Source organism: Xanthomonas sp. LMG 12461 (assembly GCF_009192935.1).
Taxonomy (GTDB): Bacteria; Pseudomonadota; Gammaproteobacteria; order Xanthomonadales; family Xanthomonadaceae; genus Xanthomonas_A; species Xanthomonas_A sontii.
This window is the reverse complement of the sequence record NZ_NQYT01000004.1, coordinates 1-16975: the sequence shown is the minus strand read 5'-3', so window position 1 is coordinate 16975 and position 16975 is coordinate 1. Positions and strand designations below refer to the sequence as shown.

Here is a 16975-nt window from a genome sequence, read left to right as displayed (position 1 = left end):
CGGCCGTCAGCGCATCAGTTGGTACAGCTCGAAGCCGTTGTCCTTGCCGTCCAGGATCAGCAGCAGTTCGTCCGGACCCAGCGCGACCAGGCGGCCGACGCTGTTGCCGTGCGTGCCGTCGGAGGCATGGCCGCGCACGTAGGCCGCTTCCGGCTCGTCGTTGACCGTGCTGGCGCCGAGGAAGGCCAGCTCATGGCTGCCGGCGGACAGCGGAGACAGCGTGCCGCTGCGGCGCTGCGAGCCGCTGGTCTTGCTCAGGTGGTAGCCGCAGGGATCGCGGCGGATCTCGGCCTTGAAGTAGGGATAGGCGTAGGCGAAGTGCGGGTCGACCTGGATCGAGCGCACCTTCCAGCGGCCTTCCAATGCGCCCGGCTGCTGCGGCGTCTGCGCGCGCTGCAGCAGGGTCCGCGCCAGCGCCGCGCCCTTTTCCTGCTCGGCATCGTCGTAATGCGCCGCGATCACCTGCTGCAGGCGTTTGGCGGAGACGGTCACCGCGGCGCGGTCGGCGTCGGTGGCCAGGCTGTTCCAGTCGCAGCGCGGTGCCGCGGCGGCGGATAGCGGGAGCAGCAGCGCACACAGCACGGCGAACGGGATGACGGAAAGTCGGGGCATCGGCAACTCCTTGTCGGATGCGTGGCCGGCGCAGCGCCGGCGCTGGTTTGTGATGGCAGGCGACGGCGACGGCCGGCACCGTCGCGCCGATCGCTCAGCCGGCCTCGGGCGTCAGCCGCGGCATCGATGCCGCCGCGCCTTCGGCCTCGGTGGATCGCGCCGCGTAGTGGTTGGCGAAGCGCACGTGGGTGGCGAACGCGGCGTTCGGCGACTGCGCCAGCGACGCCACCAGGGCGCCGTTGAAGGCATCGCCGGCACCGGTGGTGTCCACGGTATGCGCGGTTTCGGCGCCGATCCGGTAGTAGGGCTGGGTGTCGCCGAGCAGGCGCTCCTCGGGGTGCGAGATGAACGCACCGACCGCGCCCAGCGTCACCACCACGGTGCCGCCCGGCAGCAGCTTGCGGCACAGCGCGTGCAAGCTGCCGCCATCGGTGGCGGCGACGTCGTCGGCGTCCACGCGCACGCCGACATGGCGGGCGAGCAGGGCGGCGAACTCGGTTTCGTTGGGGGTCAGCACGTCGGCCAGCTTGAGCAGGCCGATGCTGGTCTGCGCGTTGGCCGGGGCGGCGTTGAGCACCGTGGTCAGGCCGGCCTCGCGGGCCAGCGCCAGGGTGCCCTCGATGGTCTCGATCGGCGATTCCAGCTGCGCCAGCAGCACCCGCGCCGAGCCCAGCAGCGGACGCTGCGCCTGCACGAAGTCCAGGCTCAGCGCGGCGTTGGCGCCGGCGCCGATGACGATGGTGTTGCGGCCGTGGCCGTCGACGTAGATGCCGCCGGTGCCGGTCGGCTCGCTGCTGGCCTCGGCGACCAGGGCGATACCGTCCTGCGCGGCCAGGCCGCGCGCCATCGCGCCGCCGGCGTCGTCGCCGAGCGCGCAGACGAAGCTGGTACGCGCGCCGGCGCGCGCCGCCGCCACCGCCTGGTTGAAGCCCTTGCCGCCGGGGCCGGTGCTGTAGCGGCCGGCGATGGTCGCCCCCGGTGCGGGCAGATTCTCGCAACGCCACACATGGTCGACATTGAACGAACCGACGACGATGACCGAACTCATAGGCATGTACTGCTTCTCGACTGGAACTGAAAAAAAGAAAGACGGGTGCGGCGGATGCCGCGGCCGGATCAGGCGAAGTGCGACAGCACCCCGGCGATGGTCGCGGTCATGAAGGTGGCGATCGAGCCGCCCAGCACCGCACGCAGGCCGAAGCGAGCCAGGTCGTGGCGGCGCTCGGGGGCCAGGCCGCCGATGCCGCCGATCTGGATCGCGATCGAGCTGAAGTTGGCGAAGCCGCACAGCGCGTAGGTGGCGACCAGCCGGCCTTCCGCGCTCAGGCTCACGCCCGGCACCTGGCCCTGGACGATACGCGACAGCTCGGTATACGCGACGAACTCGTTGATGACCACCTTCTGGCCGATCAGCGAACCGACCGTGGTTGCATCCGGCCACGGCGTGCCGATCACCCAGGCCACCGGCGCCAGCACGTAGCCGAAGATGGTGGACAGGTTGGTCGGGCGGCCGATCACGCTGGCCAGGCCGGTGACGTCGCCGATCCAGGTCAGCGGCGCATTGACCAGCGCGATCAGGGCGATGAACGCCAGCAGCATCGCGCCGATGTTCAGCGCCAGGCGCAGGCCGTCGCCGGCGCCGGCGGCGGCGGCATCGATCACGTTGCTGGTGGTCTTCTCCACTTCCATCTTGACCGTGCCGCGGGTCAGCGGCGTGCCGGTCTCCGGGATCAGCAGCTTGGCCACCACCAGCGTCGCCGGCGCGGCCATGATGCTGGCCGCCAGCAGATGCTTGGCGTAGAACGCCTGCTGCGCCGGATCGCCGCCGCCGAGCATGCCCACGTAGGCCGCCAGCACGCCGCCGGCGATGTGCGCCATGCCGCCGATCATCATCGTCAGCAGTTCGGACTCGGTCATGCGCGGGATGTACGGACGCACCGTCAGCGGCGCCTCGGTCTGGCCGATGAACACGCTGGCGCAGACGCTGGTGGTCTCGGCGCCGGACACGCGCATCACCTTGGTGATCGCCCAGGCCATCACCCGCACCACCGCCTGCATCACCCCCAGGTGGTACAGCACGCCCATCAGCGCGGAGAAGAAGATGATGGTCGGCAGCACCTGGAAGGCGAAGATGAAGCCGTAGGTCTTGGTGTCGAGCAGGCTGCCGAAGATGAAGCTGGAGCCTTCGTTGACGAAGCTCAGCACCTTGACGAACACCTGGCCGAGCCAGTCGAACACCTCACGGCCGCCCGGGACCAGCAGCACCAGCGAGGCGAACCCGATCTGCAGGACCAGGCCGGTCGCGACCAGCTTCCAGTCCACCGCGCGGCGGTTGTTGGAGAACAGCCAGGTGATCCCGATCAACACCGCCAAACCGAACAGGCCGAAGCCGATCCTTCCCAATCCCTCGACCATCTGCGTCCCCGGTCCCCGACCAAAGACGGGAAGCCTAGTGCAGGGGGTGACGGCCGGCAAGGCGAGGCGTGTTCAGTCGGGGGATTCGGGATTGGGGATTGGGGATTCGCAAGAGCGGGGCGCCTGGCTGCCGACGGCGTGGCGGCGCCGACGGGGCCTTGCGGCAGCGCCGCTACACTGTGCGGCCGCCCGCCGGCCGTGCCGCGGGTTCGCTCAGCAGGAGGAGTTGCCATGCAATACCGTCGCCTCGGTGCCACCGGGCTGCAACTGTCGGCGCTGTCGTTCGGCGCCTGGATCAACTTCGGCGGGCAGACCGGCCGCGACGAAGCGCGCAATCTGATCGCCGCCGCCTGGGACCACGGCATCAACTTCTTCGACAACGCCGAGGTCTATGCGCACGGCCGCGCCGAGCAGGTGATGGGCGACGTGATCGCCGACCTGCGGCTGCCGCGCGACGGCTTCTGCGTGTCCAGCAAGGTCTACTTCGGCGCCGTGGAATCGCCGCGCCCGACCCAGCGCGGGCTGTCGCGCAAGCACGTCACCGACGCCTGCCATGCCGCGCTCAAGCGCTTGCGGGTGGACTATCTGGATCTGTACTACTGCCACCGCCCCGATCCGGACACGCCGGTGGAGGAAACCGTGCGCGCGATGGACGCGCTGATCCGCCAGGGCAAGGTGCTGTACTGGGGCACCTCCGAATGGCCGGCCGAGCGCATCCGCGAGGCGGCGCAGGTGGCGCGTGCGCTGGGCCTGCATGGGCCATCGATGGAGCAGCCGCAGTACAACCTGCTGCACCGCGCGCGCGTCGAGCAGGAATACGCGCCGCTGTACGCCGAGCTCGGCCTGGGTACCACCATCTGGTCGCCGCTGGCCTCGGGCCTGCTGACCGGCAAGTACAACGACGGCATCGATCCGGCCTCGCGACTGGGCCAGGAGCGCAATGCCTGGCTGCAGCAGGAGGTGATCGGGCCGCCGGCGCAGCGCCGCATCGAGCGCGCGCGCGCCTTCACCGCGCTGGCCGCGGCCGAGGGCGTGGCGCCGGCGTCGCTGGCGATCGCCTGGTGCCTGCGCAACCCGCACGTGTCCACGGTGATCCTCGGCGCCAGCCGGGTGTCGCAGCTGCTGGAGAACCTGGCCGCGCTGGAGTTGGCCGCGCGCGACGACGCGGCGTGGTGGGAACGGGTCGACGCTGCGGTGCGTTGACGACGGCATGCGCTTGCGCCGCCGCAGTGCAGCGGTGGCGCGGCGGCGAAGGCGTTGATGTGTGGCGATCTTTGGAATCTTTCGTGGTCGGCATTTCGATCGGGACTGCGAATCGAATCGGGCGAGAATGGGTCTTGATTAAGTATTGAGAATCATTATCATCTCGATGCACCCCGTGGATGGAGTTCGACCATGACCGCTCAACCCGTGCTGTTGCGTCACCCCGAGACCCTGAGCCTGCGCGAGCGCACCGTGCCGCGCGCAGTCCCGGCCGAAGAAACCATCAGCAGTCAGGCGCTGCTCAAGGGCCGCCGCGAAGTGCTGATCCAGCACGGCGACCGCGTCTATCGTCTGCGCCACACCAGCAACGACAAGCTGATCCTGACCAAGTGATGCCCTCCGGCCGCCGCGCGCGGCCGGTCTCCCCGCCCGATCTGCCGCCACCTGGCCCACGCCCTTGCGCGTCGGCCGCGGCCGCCTCGCAGTCGCGATCCTTCTCTCCCCCTCGGCCAGGCGCGGACCCCGTGCCGTGCCGGTCGAGGGTCTTCCGCGACCACCGATGCTCCCCATGTTCCGTACCGCCCCGCTCACCGGCGCGCTGTGGCTGGCCCTGGCCGCCTGCGCGCATGCCGCTCCCGCATCCGCCTCTGCCTCCGACGCTGACGACGCCGCCAGTGCGGCGGCCGCCATCCGCGATTTCGATCGCCTGCAGGTCACCGCCACGCGCACCCAGCGCGCCATCGTCGACGTACCCGGCAGCGTCGATGTGATCGACCGCGAACAGATGGATCGCGCACTGGTCCACGACCTGAAGGATCTGCTGCGCTATACGCCCGGCGTGTCCGCCACCGGCAACAGCGGCCGCTTCAGCGGCATCTCCGGCGTCCGCATCCGTGGCCTGGACGGCAACCGCGTGTTGATCCAGACCGACGGCATTCCGGTCTCGGACACCTTCAGCTTCGGCAGCTACCTCAACGCCAACCGCAACTTCGTCGACATGGACACGCTCAAGCGCGTGGAGATCGTGCGCGGTCCGGCCAGCGCGTTGTACGGCTCCGATGCGCTCGGCGGGGTGGTCGCCTACGTCACCAAGGATCCGGCCGACTACCTGGCGCCGGGCAAGGACCGCTACGTCGGCCTGAAGTTCGGCTACGAGAGCGAGTGGAAGGGGTTGTTCGCCGGCGCGCTGGTCGCCTTCGGCGGCGACCGCTGGAGCGGCATGGCCGCGCTCAGCCACCGCCAGGGCCAGGAAAGCGAGACCCAGGGCGACAACCGCAGCGTCGGCGCCGCCCGCACCGCGCCCAATCCGCTCAGCAGCGACGGCCGCAGCCTGCTCAGCAAGCTGGTCTACGCACCCAGCGCCAACCAGCGCTTCAAGCTGACCGTCGAAGGCAACGAGGACTATTCCCGCATCGATGCGCTGAGCAACGTCACCGCCAGCATCCTGTCGCAACGCGGGCGCGACCATCAGACCCGCGCCCGCGTGTCGCTGGCGCACGAGGTGGACCAGCTCGACACGCTGCTCGCCGACGACCTGCAGTGGCAGCTGTACCGCCAGGACAGCCAGAGCCTGCAGCGCACCGACGAACGCCGCAGCAACGGCACGCTGCGGCACATGGAGCACGACTTCGACCAGCGCCTGTACGGGCTGCAGGCGAATCTGCACAAGCGGGTGGACCAGGGCCGCGTCGTGCACGACATCAGCTACGGCATCGACCTGTCGCACACCGACACCCACGAGAAGCGCGACGGCCACACGCTGAACCTGCGTACCGGCGCGATCAGCAAGACCGTGGGCATGGAAACCTTCCCGGTTCGCGACTTCCCGATCACCGAAACGATCAAGGCCGGTGCCTACCTGCAGGATGAGATCGCGCTGGTCGACGGCCGCTTCAGCCTGATTCCGGCGCTGCGTGCCGACTACTACCGGCTGTCGCCGCAGGTCGATGCGATCTTCGCCACCGACAATCCCGGCGTGGCGGCGAAGAAGATCAGCGACCGCAACGTCTCGCCCAAGCTCGGCGCGATCTGGCGCCTGGACGATGCCTGGTCGCTGTACGCCAACTACGCGCACGGCTTCCGCGCGCCGCCCTACAACGACGTCAATATCGGCTTCACCAATCTGCTCATCGGCTACACCGCGATCGCCAATCCCGACCTGAAGCCGGAGACCAGTCGCGGCGCGGAGTTGGGCGTGCGCTATGCCGGTCCGGCGGTCTACGCCGGCTTGAGCGCCTACCGCAACGCCTATCGCGACTTCATCGAGTCCTACCGCTTCGTCGGCTTCAACGCCGACGGCCTGATGCTGTATCAATCGCGCAACGTCGACCGGGTGACCATCCGTGGCGTGGAGGCCAAGGCCGGTGTCGACTTCGGCGCACTCGATGCGCGCTGGGCTGGCTGGTCGCTGCAGGCCAGCGCGGCCTATGCGCGCGGCGACAACCGCACCGACGGCACCCCGCTCAATTCCGTGGATCCGCTGCGTGGCGTGCTCGGCCTGGGCTACGACCACAGTACCTGGGGTACGCAACTGGTCGCCACCGCGGTGGCGAAGAAGCGCCGGCCGGAACTGGCGAGCTATTACACGCCGGCCGGCTACGCGACGCTGGACCTGCTCGCACACTGGCACTTCACCGAAGGCGCGCGCCTCGACGTCGGCGTGTTCAACCTGGCCGACCGCCGCTACATCGACTGGAACATGCTGCCCGGCGCGACCCTGGCCCGCAGCAGCGTGCTCGACCGCTACACCGGCGCCGGGCGCAACGTCTCGGTCAGCCTGGCTCTGGACTGGTAGCCCTACATGCGCATCGCTGCGCCAGCGCGTACCGGCCCGGAGCGGATCGCCGCGCCGCTTCCGCGCCCGGCGCAGCTGGCCGCACTGGGCACGGTGTTGTGTCTGTACCGCGCCCACACCGGCGCCGAACTGATCGGCTGGCGCCACGCCTGCAGCGTGGCCGCGCACCTGGATGTGGACAGCGACGGCGTGCTGGAGAGCCTGCGCTTCTACGATCGCCAGCAGCAGTGCTGCTGGCGCCTGTACCTGCTGCCCGACAGCGATTTCGTCGCCTGGGACATGCTGCTGTCGGCGCTACCCGCGGCGCAGGATGCCGCCGACGGCGGCGTCGCCGAGCGGCTGTGGCGGCGCGTCGCCGGCCGCCTGCGCGGCGATGGCTGGCATGCGCGGGCGCTGCGCCTGCACGCAGCCGATGGCGTGCTGGCGGCCAGCGTCGCCGGCGTGTCGCCGCTCGGTGCCAGCATCGCCCGCCGCATCGCGCGCCTGGAGGCGGCCGAGGGCGATGTGCTGGTCGACGACTGCTGTTGCGCCCGCGCCGGACGCCCTGCGCCGCGCCCCGATCCCGAGCGGCCGTGGCCACTGCTGCGGTTGTGAGCGGCCGCTGGCGTTTCCTCGTTTCCCATCAACCAAGACGCCTCTCTCGATGATGAAAGCTCCGCCCCTGTTCTGCGCCTTGCTGCTTGCCGGCAGCCTCCCCGTCCACGCCGAGAGCGCCGACCCGGCGCGCGACCGTGCCAGCATCCTGGCGATGCAGGGCGAGTACACGGTGGCGTTCGCCTTCGACGAGACCGTGCTGCTGAAGCCCGGCTACGCGCGCGCCGCGCCAATGCGCAGCGGTGGCGACGAAGTGGTGATCGTGGTCGAGGACAGTCCGCGCAAGGTGGTGCTGCAGCATCTGCTGGTGGAGCCCAAGAGCGGGCACGTGACCAAGCACTGGCGCCAGGACTGGATCTACGAGGCGCCGCAACGCTTCGAGTTCAGCGCCGACCAGACCTGGCAGGTGCGCCCGCTCGACGCCGCGACCACCCGTGGCGCCTGGACCCAGTGCGTGTACGAGGTCAGCGACTCGCCGCGCTACTGCGGCACCGGGCGCTGGGACTACGCCGATGGCCATCCGACCTGGACCAGCGACCTGAGCTGGCGCCCGTTGCCGCGCCGCGAGTACACCAAGCGCAGCGACTACAACGCGCTGGCGGTGGTCAACAGGCACACGCTGACCCCGGCCGGCTGGACCCACGAGCAGTTCAACACCAAGGTGCTGCGCAAGCCCGATGGCAGCCAGCAGGCCATCGCCCGCGAGTTCGGCTTCAACGACTACGTCAAGACCACGAGCGTGGACTTCACCCCGGCCCGCACCTACTGGAGCGCAACCCGGGACTACTGGGCCAGGGTGCGCGCGCGTTGGGACGGCCTGCTCGGCAAGCCGCCGGGCGTGCAGCTGAAGACCAAGGTCGATGGCATGGCGATCATCGTGCCGCTGTTCGCGCAGGCCGAGGCGGTGCAACAGGGCAAGCCGGTCAGCGATGCGCAACTCGATGCGGTGTTCGCGCAATGGACGGCGCCGGCGCCGGCCGCGCGCTGAGGCCAGCGCCGGCAACACAGCCAGGGTGGGGAAGGCGGCCGGGATGGCGTCTTCCCCTTTTTCTTGCGCGTGTCAGCTCGATGTGGAGCGTGTTTAGCCCGGGACGACTTGCGGTGACAGCGGCACGCGGCGGCTGCACAAGCGCGGCGTCGCGTGGCGGCGTCAGTGCTTTGACGTGATCGCCACGGGTGTGATTGACGTTGTTGGCGGCGATACCGCATCCGCGGATGTGGAGATCACTTGCGCGATCCAGAGCGGATCGCACGACACGCGCAGGACCTGTGGCGCTTTTCCAATCCCCACTCCCGATTCCCCACTCCCGGCTTCACTCACTGCTCGCGCAGCGCCAGCGCCGGCGGCGTGCGCAGGATGCGGCGGGTGCCGGACCAGCCGGCGAGCAGGCTCAGCGCCACGCCGCCCAGGCCGCCGAGCAGCAGCGCCGGCCACGGCGGCGACAGCGCGAGGTCGAAGGCCTGCCTGGCCACCACCACGCCGATGATCGCCGCCGCGCCGACCGCGAGGATCGCGGCGAGCAGGCCGAGCGCGCCGAACTCCACCAGCACCGCACCGCGCAACTGCCCGCGCCGCGCGCCCAGGGTGCGCAGCACCGCGCTGTCGTAGCGGCGCTCGCCGGCAGTGGCCTGCAGGGCGGCCAGCAGCACCAGTGCGCCGGCCAGCAGGCTGAAGCCCATCACCAGTTGCACTGCCTGGGCGACGCGGTCGATGACCTCGCGCACCCGCTGCAGGATCGCGTCGATGTCCAGTAGCGACACGTTCGGATAGGCGCGGCTGAGCCCGCTCAGTTGCGCGGCCGAGGCGCGCGGCAGGTGGAAGGCGGAGATCAGGTTGTACGGCGCGTCCTGCACTGCGCCGGCGTTGAGCAGCAGGAAGAAGTTGACCCGGAACGAATCCCAGTCGGCCTTGCGCACATTGGTGACGGTGAAACTGCGCTGCTGGTCGCCGAGCAGCAGGGTGATGCGGTCGCCGAGCTTGAGCCCGTAACGCTGCGCCCAGCCTTCCTCCACCGAGGCTTCGGCGGCGATGCTGTCGGCGGCCCAGAAGCGTCCGGACAGCAGCCGGTTGGCCGCGGGGAACTCGTGCCGCCAGGAGAAGTTGATCGGCCGGTCGCTGCCGTCGCCATCGTCCTCCGGCCCCTGCTCGCGGCGCTGTGGCGGCTTGCCGTTGATCGCCACCAGCTTGCCGGTGCTGAACGGCTCGACCGCCGCATCGGCGACACCGAGCGTGCGCAAGGTGCCGAGCACCTGCTCGGCCTGATCGGGCTGGATGTTCATCAGGAAGTAGTTCGGCGTGTCCGCCGGCAGCCGGTCGCGCCACTGCCCGAGCAGGCCGGGGCCGATCACCGCCAGCAACAGCAGGGCGCACAGCGACAGCGACAGGCCCACCAGTTGCACCACGCTCAGTGCGCGGCGCCGGGTCAGCGCCGCCAGGCCCAGTTTCCAAGGCCCGCGCAGCTGTCCCTGCAGTCGCCGCAGCACCGCCAGCAGCACGCCGCCGACCGCCGCGGCCAGCGCCGCCAGCAGGGTCAGGCCGCCCAGCACCCAGGCCGCCAGCACGCCGTCGCCGGTGGCGTAGACCGCCAGCACCACGGTGGCGACCAGGGCCGCGGCGTAGACCAGCAGCGAGGTTGGCGGCAGTGCGGCGAAGCTGCGATTGAGCACGCGCATCGGTGGGACGTCGCGCAGGCGCAGCAGCGGCGGCAGGCCGAAGCCGAGCAGCAGCAACAGGCCGATGCCGGCGCCGGCCAGCGCCGGGGTCGCCTGCGGCAGCGGCAGGCGGTCGGGAATCAGGCTGCCCAGCGCTTCGACCAGGCCGACCTGGGCCAGCATGCCCAGGCCCACGCCGAGCGCGCAGGCGGGGATCGCCAGCAGCAGCAACTGCACCGCCAGCGCACCGAGAATGTCGCGTTGGCGCGCGCCCAGGCAACGCAAGACCGCGACCTGATCGATGCGGCGCAGGGCGAAGCGGTTGGCGGCCAGCGCGGTGGCGACGCCGGCCAGCAGCACGGCCAGCAACGCGGCCAGCGCCAGGAAGCGCCCGGCGCGATCGAAGGCGCCGCGCACGCCGCGCTGGGTGTCCTCGATGCCGACCAGGCGGTAGGCCTTGGCGCGCGGCGCCAGCCATTCGCGCAGGGCGGCGATCTCGCCGGGCGCGCCGGCGAACATCAGTCGATAGGAGGCGCGGCTGCCGGGGCCGAGCAGGCCGGCGGCATCGACGTCGGCGCGGTTGACCAGCAGCGGCGGCGACAACTGCATCAGTTCGCCGGAGGCATCCGGTTCGGCGCGCAGCACCCGGGTCACGCGCAGCGTGCCGGCGCCGAACTCCAGCGCATCGCCGAGCTTCAGCCCCAGCGCTTCGAGCAGGCGCGGATCGGCATAGGCCTCGCCGCGTGGCGGCGGCCCGGCGCGTTCGCTGCCGGCACCGACGGTGTCGCGCGCGACCAGCAACGCGCCGCGCAGCGGATAACCCGCGCCCACCGCCTTGATGTTGGCCATCTGGCTGGCGTCGCCATGGAACAACACGCTCGGGAAACTGACCATGCGCGTGCTGCGCAGCCCGCGCCGCTGCGCTTCCTCGGCGAAGGCGGCGGGGATGTCCTGGCGCCCGCTGACGCCGAGGTCGCCGCCGATCACCTCGGCGGCGCTGCCGGTCAGCGCCAGGGTCACTCGGTCGACCAGGGTGCCGACCGCGGTCATCACCGCCACGCCCAGCACCAGCGCGGCGAACACGGTCAGCAGATCGCCGGCGAACAGTTCGCGGCGCAGTGCGCGCGCGGCGTGGCGCAGCACGTTCATGCGGCATCCGCCGCGTCGGCGGCGCGCAGGCGGCCGCCGTCGAGCCGGTAGCGGTGTTCGCAGCGTTGCGCCAGGCGCATGTCGTGGGTGACCAGCACCAGGGTGGTGTCGCTGCCTTCGTTGAGCGCGAACAGCAGGTCGCTGATCTGTTGTCCGGTGGCCTGGTCGAGGCTGCCGGTGGGCTCGTCGGCGAACAGGATCCGCGGCCGCGCCACGAACGCGCGCGCCAGCGCCACGCGCTGCTGCTCGCCGCCGGACAGTTGCCGCGGGTAGTGCCGCGCCCGCGCGCTCAGCCCGACCGCCTCCAGCACCTCGCGCACCCGCGCCGGATCCTCGCGTCCGGCCAACTCCAGCGGCAGCGCGATGTTTTCCGCCGCGGTCAGCGACGGCAGCAGGTGAAAACTCTGGAAGACGAAGCCGACCTCGCGCGCGCGCAGCGCGGCGCGCGCTTCCTCGTCCAGCGCATTGAGCGACTGCCCGGCCAGCACGATCTCGCCGCGCGTCGGCAGGTCGAGGCCGGCCAGCAAGCCGAGCAGGGTGGTCTTGCCGGAGCCGGAGGCGCCGACGATGGCGACGCTGTCGCCTTCACCGATAGTCAATCCGACCTTGTCGAGAATGTGGACCGTACCCTCCGGTCCGCTGACGGATTTGCCGACATCGCGTACGTCGATGGCGATGCTGGCGCGAAGCGTGAGGGCCTGACTGTCGATGAGGGAATCTCCAATGCGTGGCGACGAGACGAGAAGCAAGCGGGCCTGGATGCGCCGCGCCTGGCTGCTGCTGGCATGGTGGGTGCTGCTGCCCGCCATCGCCTGTGCCAAAGGTGCGACGGGGCCGGTGCTGGTGCTCGGCGACAGCCTCAGCGCGGCGCACAACATCCCGGTGCAGTCCGGCTGGGTGGCCTTGCTGGACAAGCGCCTGCAACAACAGATGCGGGCGCCACCGGCGGTGGTCAATGCCAGCATCAGCGGCGAGACCTCGTCCGGCGCACTGACCCGCCTGCCGGCGCTGCTGCAGAAGCACCGGCCGTCGGTGGTGGTGATCGAACTGGGCGGCAACGACGCATTGCGCGGGCTGAGCCCGGCCGAACTGCGTGGCAACCTGGAGAAGATGATCGTGCTGAGCCGTGACGCCGGTGCGAAGGTGCTGTTGCTGGGCATCGATGTGCCGCCGAACTACGGACCGGGCTACCGGCAGCGCCTGCGCGCGGTCTATGCGGACCTGGCCAGGCAGTACCGGACGGGCCTGCTGCCGTTCCTGCTGGAGGGCGTGGCGCTGAACCCGTCGCTGATGCAGGGCGATGGCCTGCACCCCACCGCGGCGGCCCAGTCCAAGGTGCTGGATAATGTCTGGCCTCAGCTCAAGCCATTGATCACGCAGTAATTTTTTTGTCGCTCAGGCAGATGAAGCGGTCTTCACGCCGCCACCACCGCACATCCGGCATGTTTCACAAAGCTGAAGACTGAGGAAGCGTTATGCGTCAGACCAAGGAAACATCCGGGCTCGTGCTGGTCGTGGAGGACAACCGCAATATTTCCGAGATGATCGGCGAGTACCTGGAAGGCCGCGGGTTCGAAGTGGATTACGCCTGCGACGGCCTGGACGGCTACCGCCTGGCGGCGGAGAACAGCTACGACGTGGTGGTGCTGGACCTGATGCTGCCGCGTCTGGACGGCATCGAAGTGTGCCGCCGCCTGCGCAACGACGCGCGCAAGTCGACCCCGGTGCTGATGCTGACCGCGCGCGACACGCTCGACGACAAGCTCACCGGTTTGGGCTTCGGTGCCGATGACTACCTGACCAAGCCGTTCGCGATCCAGGAACTGGAGGCGCGCCTGCGTGCGTTGATCCGCCGCGAGCGCCGCCAGGTCGGCTCGGAAGTGCTGAAGGTGGCCGACCTGGTGCTGGATCCGGTGAGCATGCGCGCCACCCGCGCCGGCACCGAGCTGCAGCTCTCGCCGATCGGCCTGCGCCTGCTGACCATCCTGATGCGCGAATCGCCGCGCGTGGTCACCCGCCAGGAAATCGAGCGCGAGATCTGGGGCAACGGCCTGCCGGACTCGGACACCCTGCGCAGCCATCTGTACAACCTGCGCAAGATCATCGACAAGCCGTTCGACCGCCCGCTGCTGCACACCGTGCAGAGCGCCGGTTACCGCATCGCCGACATCGCCCAGCCGATGAGCTGAGGCGGCGCCCGATCGTGGATGCAACGCGGCCCCGCTGAACGGGGCCGCTTGCACGAAAGGCTCACGATCGGCCTTCCTATAATCGCGGCAACGATCACGGATGCCGTATGCCGCACGGGTTGCCGCGCAAACTTCGCCTCGCCCTGATCGCCCGCATCGTGTTTGCGGGCTGTGTGGTCACGCTTGCCAGTTATCTGGTGGTCGCGATCGTGCAGCATTCGCTGGTCGGCTCGATCCTGAAGCAGGAGGCGCGCTACTACTGGCGCCTGCGCGCGCAGCTGCCGCAGCAACCGCCGCCCAACAGCCACAGCCTGCGCGGTTATCTGGTGCCGGCCGGGCAATCCGATGCGGCGGTGCCTGCCGACCTGCGCGGGTTGGCGCCAGGCCTGCACGAGGATCGCCCCGGCGGCGAGATGGTGCTGGTCGACCAGACCGAGAGCGGGCGCCTGTACCTGGTGTTTTTGCGCGCACCGGCGCAGCGGCTGGCGTTCTGGTTCGGCGTGGTGCCGACGTTGCTCACCCTGATCGCGGTGCTGGTGGTGGCCTGGCTGACCTGGCGGGTGTCGCGGCGCTTGCTGTCGCCGATGAACTGGCTGGCGCGGCGGGTCTCGCGTTGGGATCCGCGGCATCCAGCCGCCGCCGAACTGGCCCCGGAAAACCTGCCGACCGACGTACAGGGCGAGGCGCGGCAACTGGCCGCCGCCCTGCATGCGCTGGCCCTGCGCGTCACCGACCACGTCGCCCGCGAACGCAACTTCACCCGCGATGCCAGCCACGAGCTGCGCACCCCGCTGACGGTGATCCGCGTCGCCACCGACATCGCCATGACCGAGCAGGAACTGCCGCCGCGCCTGCACCGCAGCCTGCAGCGCATCCAGCGCGCCGGCCGCGACATGGAGGCGGTGATCGACGCCTTCCTCATCCTGGCGCGGGAAGCGGACGTGGTGCCGCAGAGCGAATTCTTCGAGATCGCCGACGTGGTCGAGTACGAGGCCGAGAACGCGCGCGAACTGCTGATCGGCAAGCCGGTGACCCTGAGCGTGCGCGTGCTGGCCTCGGCGACATTGCATGCGCCGCCACGCGTGCTGCACGTGGTGGTCAGCAACCTGCTGCGCAACGCCTGCAGCTACACCGACGCCGGGCGCATCGAGGTCGAGGTCGAGGCCGACCGCATCCGCATCCGCGACACCGGCATCGGCATGTCCGAGGACGCTTTGCTGCATGCCTTCGAGCCGTTCTTCCGCGCGGAGCCGGAGCGCCCGCAAGGCACCGGGCTGGGCCTGTCGATCGTGCGCCGGCTGTGCGACCGTTTCGGTTGGCAGGTGGCCCTGGAGAGCGCCGAGGGCGGCGGCATTCTTGCGACCGTGCGGTTCCCGCCGGTCACGTGAGCGCCCGCGCACGGCGGCGCGGGCGCGTCACGGTTCAATCCTTCAGGTACGGACGCAGGGTGTCGCGCCACAGCGCGTAGCCCGCCGCGTTCATGTGCAACTTGTCCGGTCCGAACAGCTCGGCGCGCGGCTGCCCGTCGGCACCCAGCATCGGCGTGTACACGTCGACGAACTGCACCTGCTTCAGGCTTGCGGCGGCCTTGCGGATCAGCGCGTTGGCCTCGGCCATCTTCGGCATCAGCGCCGCGCGCGAGGGGCTGGGCTTGATCGACAGATAGACGATGCGGGTCTTGGGCAGGTCGCGGTGCACGCGGGTCGCGAAGGCCACGAAGTCGTCGCGCACCTGCTGCGGGCTGCGGCCGCTGTTGAGGTCGTTGTCGCCGGCGTAGAACACGATCAGGCGTGGCTTGTACGGCACCACGATGCGGTCGGCATACCAGGTGCTGTCGCGGATCTCCGAGCCGCCGAAGCCGCGGTTGAGCGTCTGCACGCCCGGAAAATCCGTGGCCAGCGAGGTCCAGAAGCGGATCGAGGAACTGCCGACGAACAGCACGCCACCGGGTTTGACCGGATGCGCGGCATCGTCCTTGGCGAAACGCGCCATGTCCTCTTCCCAGGCGGCATTGGAGACCTGGTCGGGCACGCTGGGCGGCGGGGGTGGGGTGAGCGCCAGTGCCGGCGACAGGCCCAGCAGGGACAGACTGAACAGACTCAGGGCGAGCAGCGGTGCGCGCAGCGGCGAACGGGGCATGACGCCTCCTCGAAGCAAGGGGATCGGCGATGGTGCCGCAGGCACGACATGCAGGCAAATCCGCGGCGATGCCGGCGGTGCTGCGGGGCTTGTGGCAAAATTGCCGCCTATCCCGCTGCGCCTTGCCCATGACCGATTCCTTCCGGCCGTCGTCGTCGCGTCCCCGTTCCCTGGGGCGGGGCTGAGCCGTGGCCGACCAGTTCGGGCATCTGCCGCGCGGGCCGCGCCGCATGCTGATGGCGGCGCGTTGGTCCTGGCAGGGCTTGCGCGCGGCTTGGCTGCACGAATCCTCCTTCCGCCTGGAGGTGTGTCTGTTCCTGATCCTGGCACCGCTGGCGCTGTGGCTGGGGCAGGGGCCCGTGCAGCAGGTGCTGATGATCGGCTCGCTGCTGCTGGTGCTGGCGGTGGAACTGCTCAATTCGGCGATCGAAGCGGTGATCGAGCGCTACGGCCCCGAGCATCACGAACTGGCCGGGCGCGCCAAGGACATGGGCTCGGCCGCGGTCTTCGTGATGCTGGCCAACGTGGTGCTGTGCTGGGGCCTGATCCTGCTGCCGCGCCTGCTGTGATCGCCGCCCGTTTCTTCTTCCGTTAAAGGATCCGACGCCATGGCCCTCGAGTTTCTTGCCGACCCCAACACCTGGCTGACGCTGTTGACGCTGAGTGCGTTGGAGATCGTGCTGGGCATCGACAACCTGGTGTTCATCTCCATCGCGGTGGGTAAACTGCCGGAAGCGCAGCGCCCGGCCGCGCGCAAGTTCGGCATCGCGGTGGCGTGCCTGACCCGCATCGCGCTGCTGGTGTCGCTGGCGTTCCTGGCGCGCATGCAGGGCGAGCTGTTCAGCGTCGCCGGCATGGGCATCTCGATCCGCGACCTGGTGCTGATCGTCGGCGGCCTGTTCCTGCTGGTGAAGGGCACGATGGAGATCCGCGAGCTGATCACCGGCGGCGAAGACGAAGACCCCACCACCAGCAAGGCCTCGGGCGTGTTCTGGATGGTGATCGCGCAGATCGCGGTGATCGACATCGTGTTCTCGCTGGATTCGGTGATCACCGCGGTGGGCATGGCCCAGCACATCCCGGTGATGATCGCCGCCGTGCTGCTGGCGGTGGCGGCGATGCTGCTGGCGGCCAATCCGCTGGGCCGCTTCATCGACGCCAACCCGACGGTGAAGATGCTGGCGCTGGCCTTCATCCTGATGATCGGCGTGGTGCTGATCCTGGAAGG

General features: G+C 69.9%; 16 protein-coding genes. 10 read left to right on the top strand and 6 right to left on the bottom strand.

Translation table 11 applies throughout. The features are described 5' to 3' along the window. Window positions 1–6: 6 nt before the first annotated feature. The 3 genes from CEK68_RS01425 to CEK68_RS01415 all read right to left on the bottom strand — a co-directional run bounded on the left by CEK68_RS01425 (window position 7) and on the right by CEK68_RS01415 (window position 3027). Window positions 7–612 carry a DUF4893 domain-containing protein gene (locus tag CEK68_RS01425; protein WP_152238308.1) on the bottom strand — a complete coding sequence of 202 codons (606 nt, stop codon included), beginning with the start codon at window positions 610–612 and terminating at the stop codon, window positions 7–9. A gap of 94 nt (window positions 613–706) precedes the next feature. After that, window positions 707–1660 (bottom strand): ribokinase, encoded by a 954-nt coding sequence (locus CEK68_RS01420; RefSeq protein ID WP_017907558.1) that lies wholly within the window; start codon window positions 1658–1660, stop codon window positions 707–709. Window positions 1661–1728: 68 nt separating this feature from the next. After that, window positions 1729–3027, bottom strand: a complete 1299-nt coding sequence (locus CEK68_RS01415; RefSeq protein ID WP_017911618.1) for a nucleoside transporter C-terminal domain-containing protein — start codon at window positions 3025–3027, stop codon at window positions 1729–1731. Window positions 3028–3258: 231 nt separating this feature from the next. On the opposite strand from CEK68_RS01415, the gene CEK68_RS01410 reads away from it, so the two are divergent. The 5 genes from CEK68_RS01410 to CEK68_RS01390 all read left to right on the top strand — a co-directional run bounded on the left by CEK68_RS01410 (window position 3259) and on the right by CEK68_RS01390 (window position 8606). Further along, a complete protein-coding gene (locus CEK68_RS01410) occupies window positions 3259–4230 on the top strand; it encodes an aldo/keto reductase (protein ID WP_152238307.1) in 972 nt (323 codons plus the stop codon). A 192-nt stretch (window positions 4231–4422) separates the two neighbouring features. Next, a complete protein-coding gene (locus CEK68_RS01405) occupies window positions 4423–4623 on the top strand; it encodes a hemin uptake protein HemP (protein WP_017907561.1) in 201 nt (66 codons plus the stop codon). A gap of 175 nt (window positions 4624–4798) precedes the next feature. Next, the gene (locus CEK68_RS01400; RefSeq protein WP_152238306.1) at window positions 4799–7024 is read left to right on the top strand and encodes a TonB-dependent hemoglobin/transferrin/lactoferrin family receptor; all 2226 of its coding nucleotides are present in this window, start codon (window positions 4799–4801) and stop codon (window positions 7022–7024) included. Window positions 7025–7030: 6 nt separating this feature from the next. Further along, a complete protein-coding gene (locus tag CEK68_RS01395) occupies window positions 7031–7618 on the top strand; it encodes a hypothetical protein (RefSeq protein WP_043093125.1) in 588 nt (195 codons plus the stop codon). Between the two features lie 49 nt (window positions 7619–7667). Beyond that, window positions 7668–8606, top strand: coding sequence for a DUF6607 family protein (locus CEK68_RS01390; RefSeq protein WP_152238305.1), 939 nt, complete (start codon window positions 7668–7670; stop codon window positions 8604–8606). Window positions 8607–8935: 329 nt separating this feature from the next. Here the strand turns inward: CEK68_RS01390 and CEK68_RS01385 are convergent, their stop codons facing one another. Further along, on the bottom strand, window positions 8936–11419 hold the full coding sequence (locus CEK68_RS01385; RefSeq protein WP_152238304.1) for an FtsX-like permease family protein: 2484 nt from the start codon (window positions 11417–11419) through the stop codon (window positions 8936–8938). Continuing rightward, entirely contained in the window at window positions 11416–12018 is a 603-nt protein-coding gene (locus CEK68_RS01380) for an ATP-binding cassette domain-containing protein (RefSeq protein WP_152180359.1), read from the bottom strand. Before CEK68_RS01380 ends, CEK68_RS01385 begins: the two co-directional genes overlap by 4 nt. 160 nt (window positions 12019–12178) lie before the next feature. On the opposite strand from CEK68_RS01380, the gene CEK68_RS01375 reads away from it, so the two are divergent. The 3 genes from CEK68_RS01375 to CEK68_RS01365 all read left to right on the top strand — a co-directional run bounded on the left by CEK68_RS01375 (window position 12179) and on the right by CEK68_RS01365 (window position 14996). Next, window positions 12179–12802: an arylesterase gene (locus tag CEK68_RS01375; RefSeq protein ID WP_226977725.1), complete on the top strand. Its 624-nt coding sequence runs from the start codon at window positions 12179–12181 to the stop codon at window positions 12800–12802. 92 nt (window positions 12803–12894) lie between these two features. After that, on the top strand, window positions 12895–13608 hold the full coding sequence (locus CEK68_RS01370; RefSeq protein ID WP_003481607.1) for a response regulator transcription factor: 714 nt from the start codon (window positions 12895–12897) through the stop codon (window positions 13606–13608). A 107-nt stretch (window positions 13609–13715) separates the two neighbouring features. Then, window positions 13716–14996 carry a HAMP domain-containing sensor histidine kinase gene (locus CEK68_RS01365; RefSeq protein WP_152238302.1) on the top strand — a complete coding sequence of 427 codons (1281 nt, stop codon included), beginning with the start codon at window positions 13716–13718 and terminating at the stop codon, window positions 14994–14996. A gap of 34 nt (window positions 14997–15030) precedes the next feature. On the opposite strand, the gene CEK68_RS01360 is transcribed toward CEK68_RS01365, so the two are convergent. Then, window positions 15031–15747: an SGNH/GDSL hydrolase family protein gene (locus tag CEK68_RS01360; protein ID WP_017913678.1), complete on the bottom strand. Its 717-nt coding sequence runs from the start codon at window positions 15745–15747 to the stop codon at window positions 15031–15033. Between the two features lie 188 nt (window positions 15748–15935). On the opposite strand from CEK68_RS01360, the gene CEK68_RS01355 reads away from it, so the two are divergent. Both CEK68_RS01355 and CEK68_RS01350 read left to right on the top strand, forming a co-directional pair. Further along, window positions 15936–16316 carry a diacylglycerol kinase gene (locus CEK68_RS01355; protein ID WP_010342212.1) on the top strand — a complete coding sequence of 127 codons (381 nt, stop codon included), beginning with the start codon at window positions 15936–15938 and terminating at the stop codon, window positions 16314–16316. 39 nt (window positions 16317–16355) lie between these two features. Continuing rightward, window positions 16356–16975: TerC family protein (locus CEK68_RS01350; RefSeq protein WP_152238301.1), on the top strand; the 620-nt coding region annotated here is incomplete at its 3' end.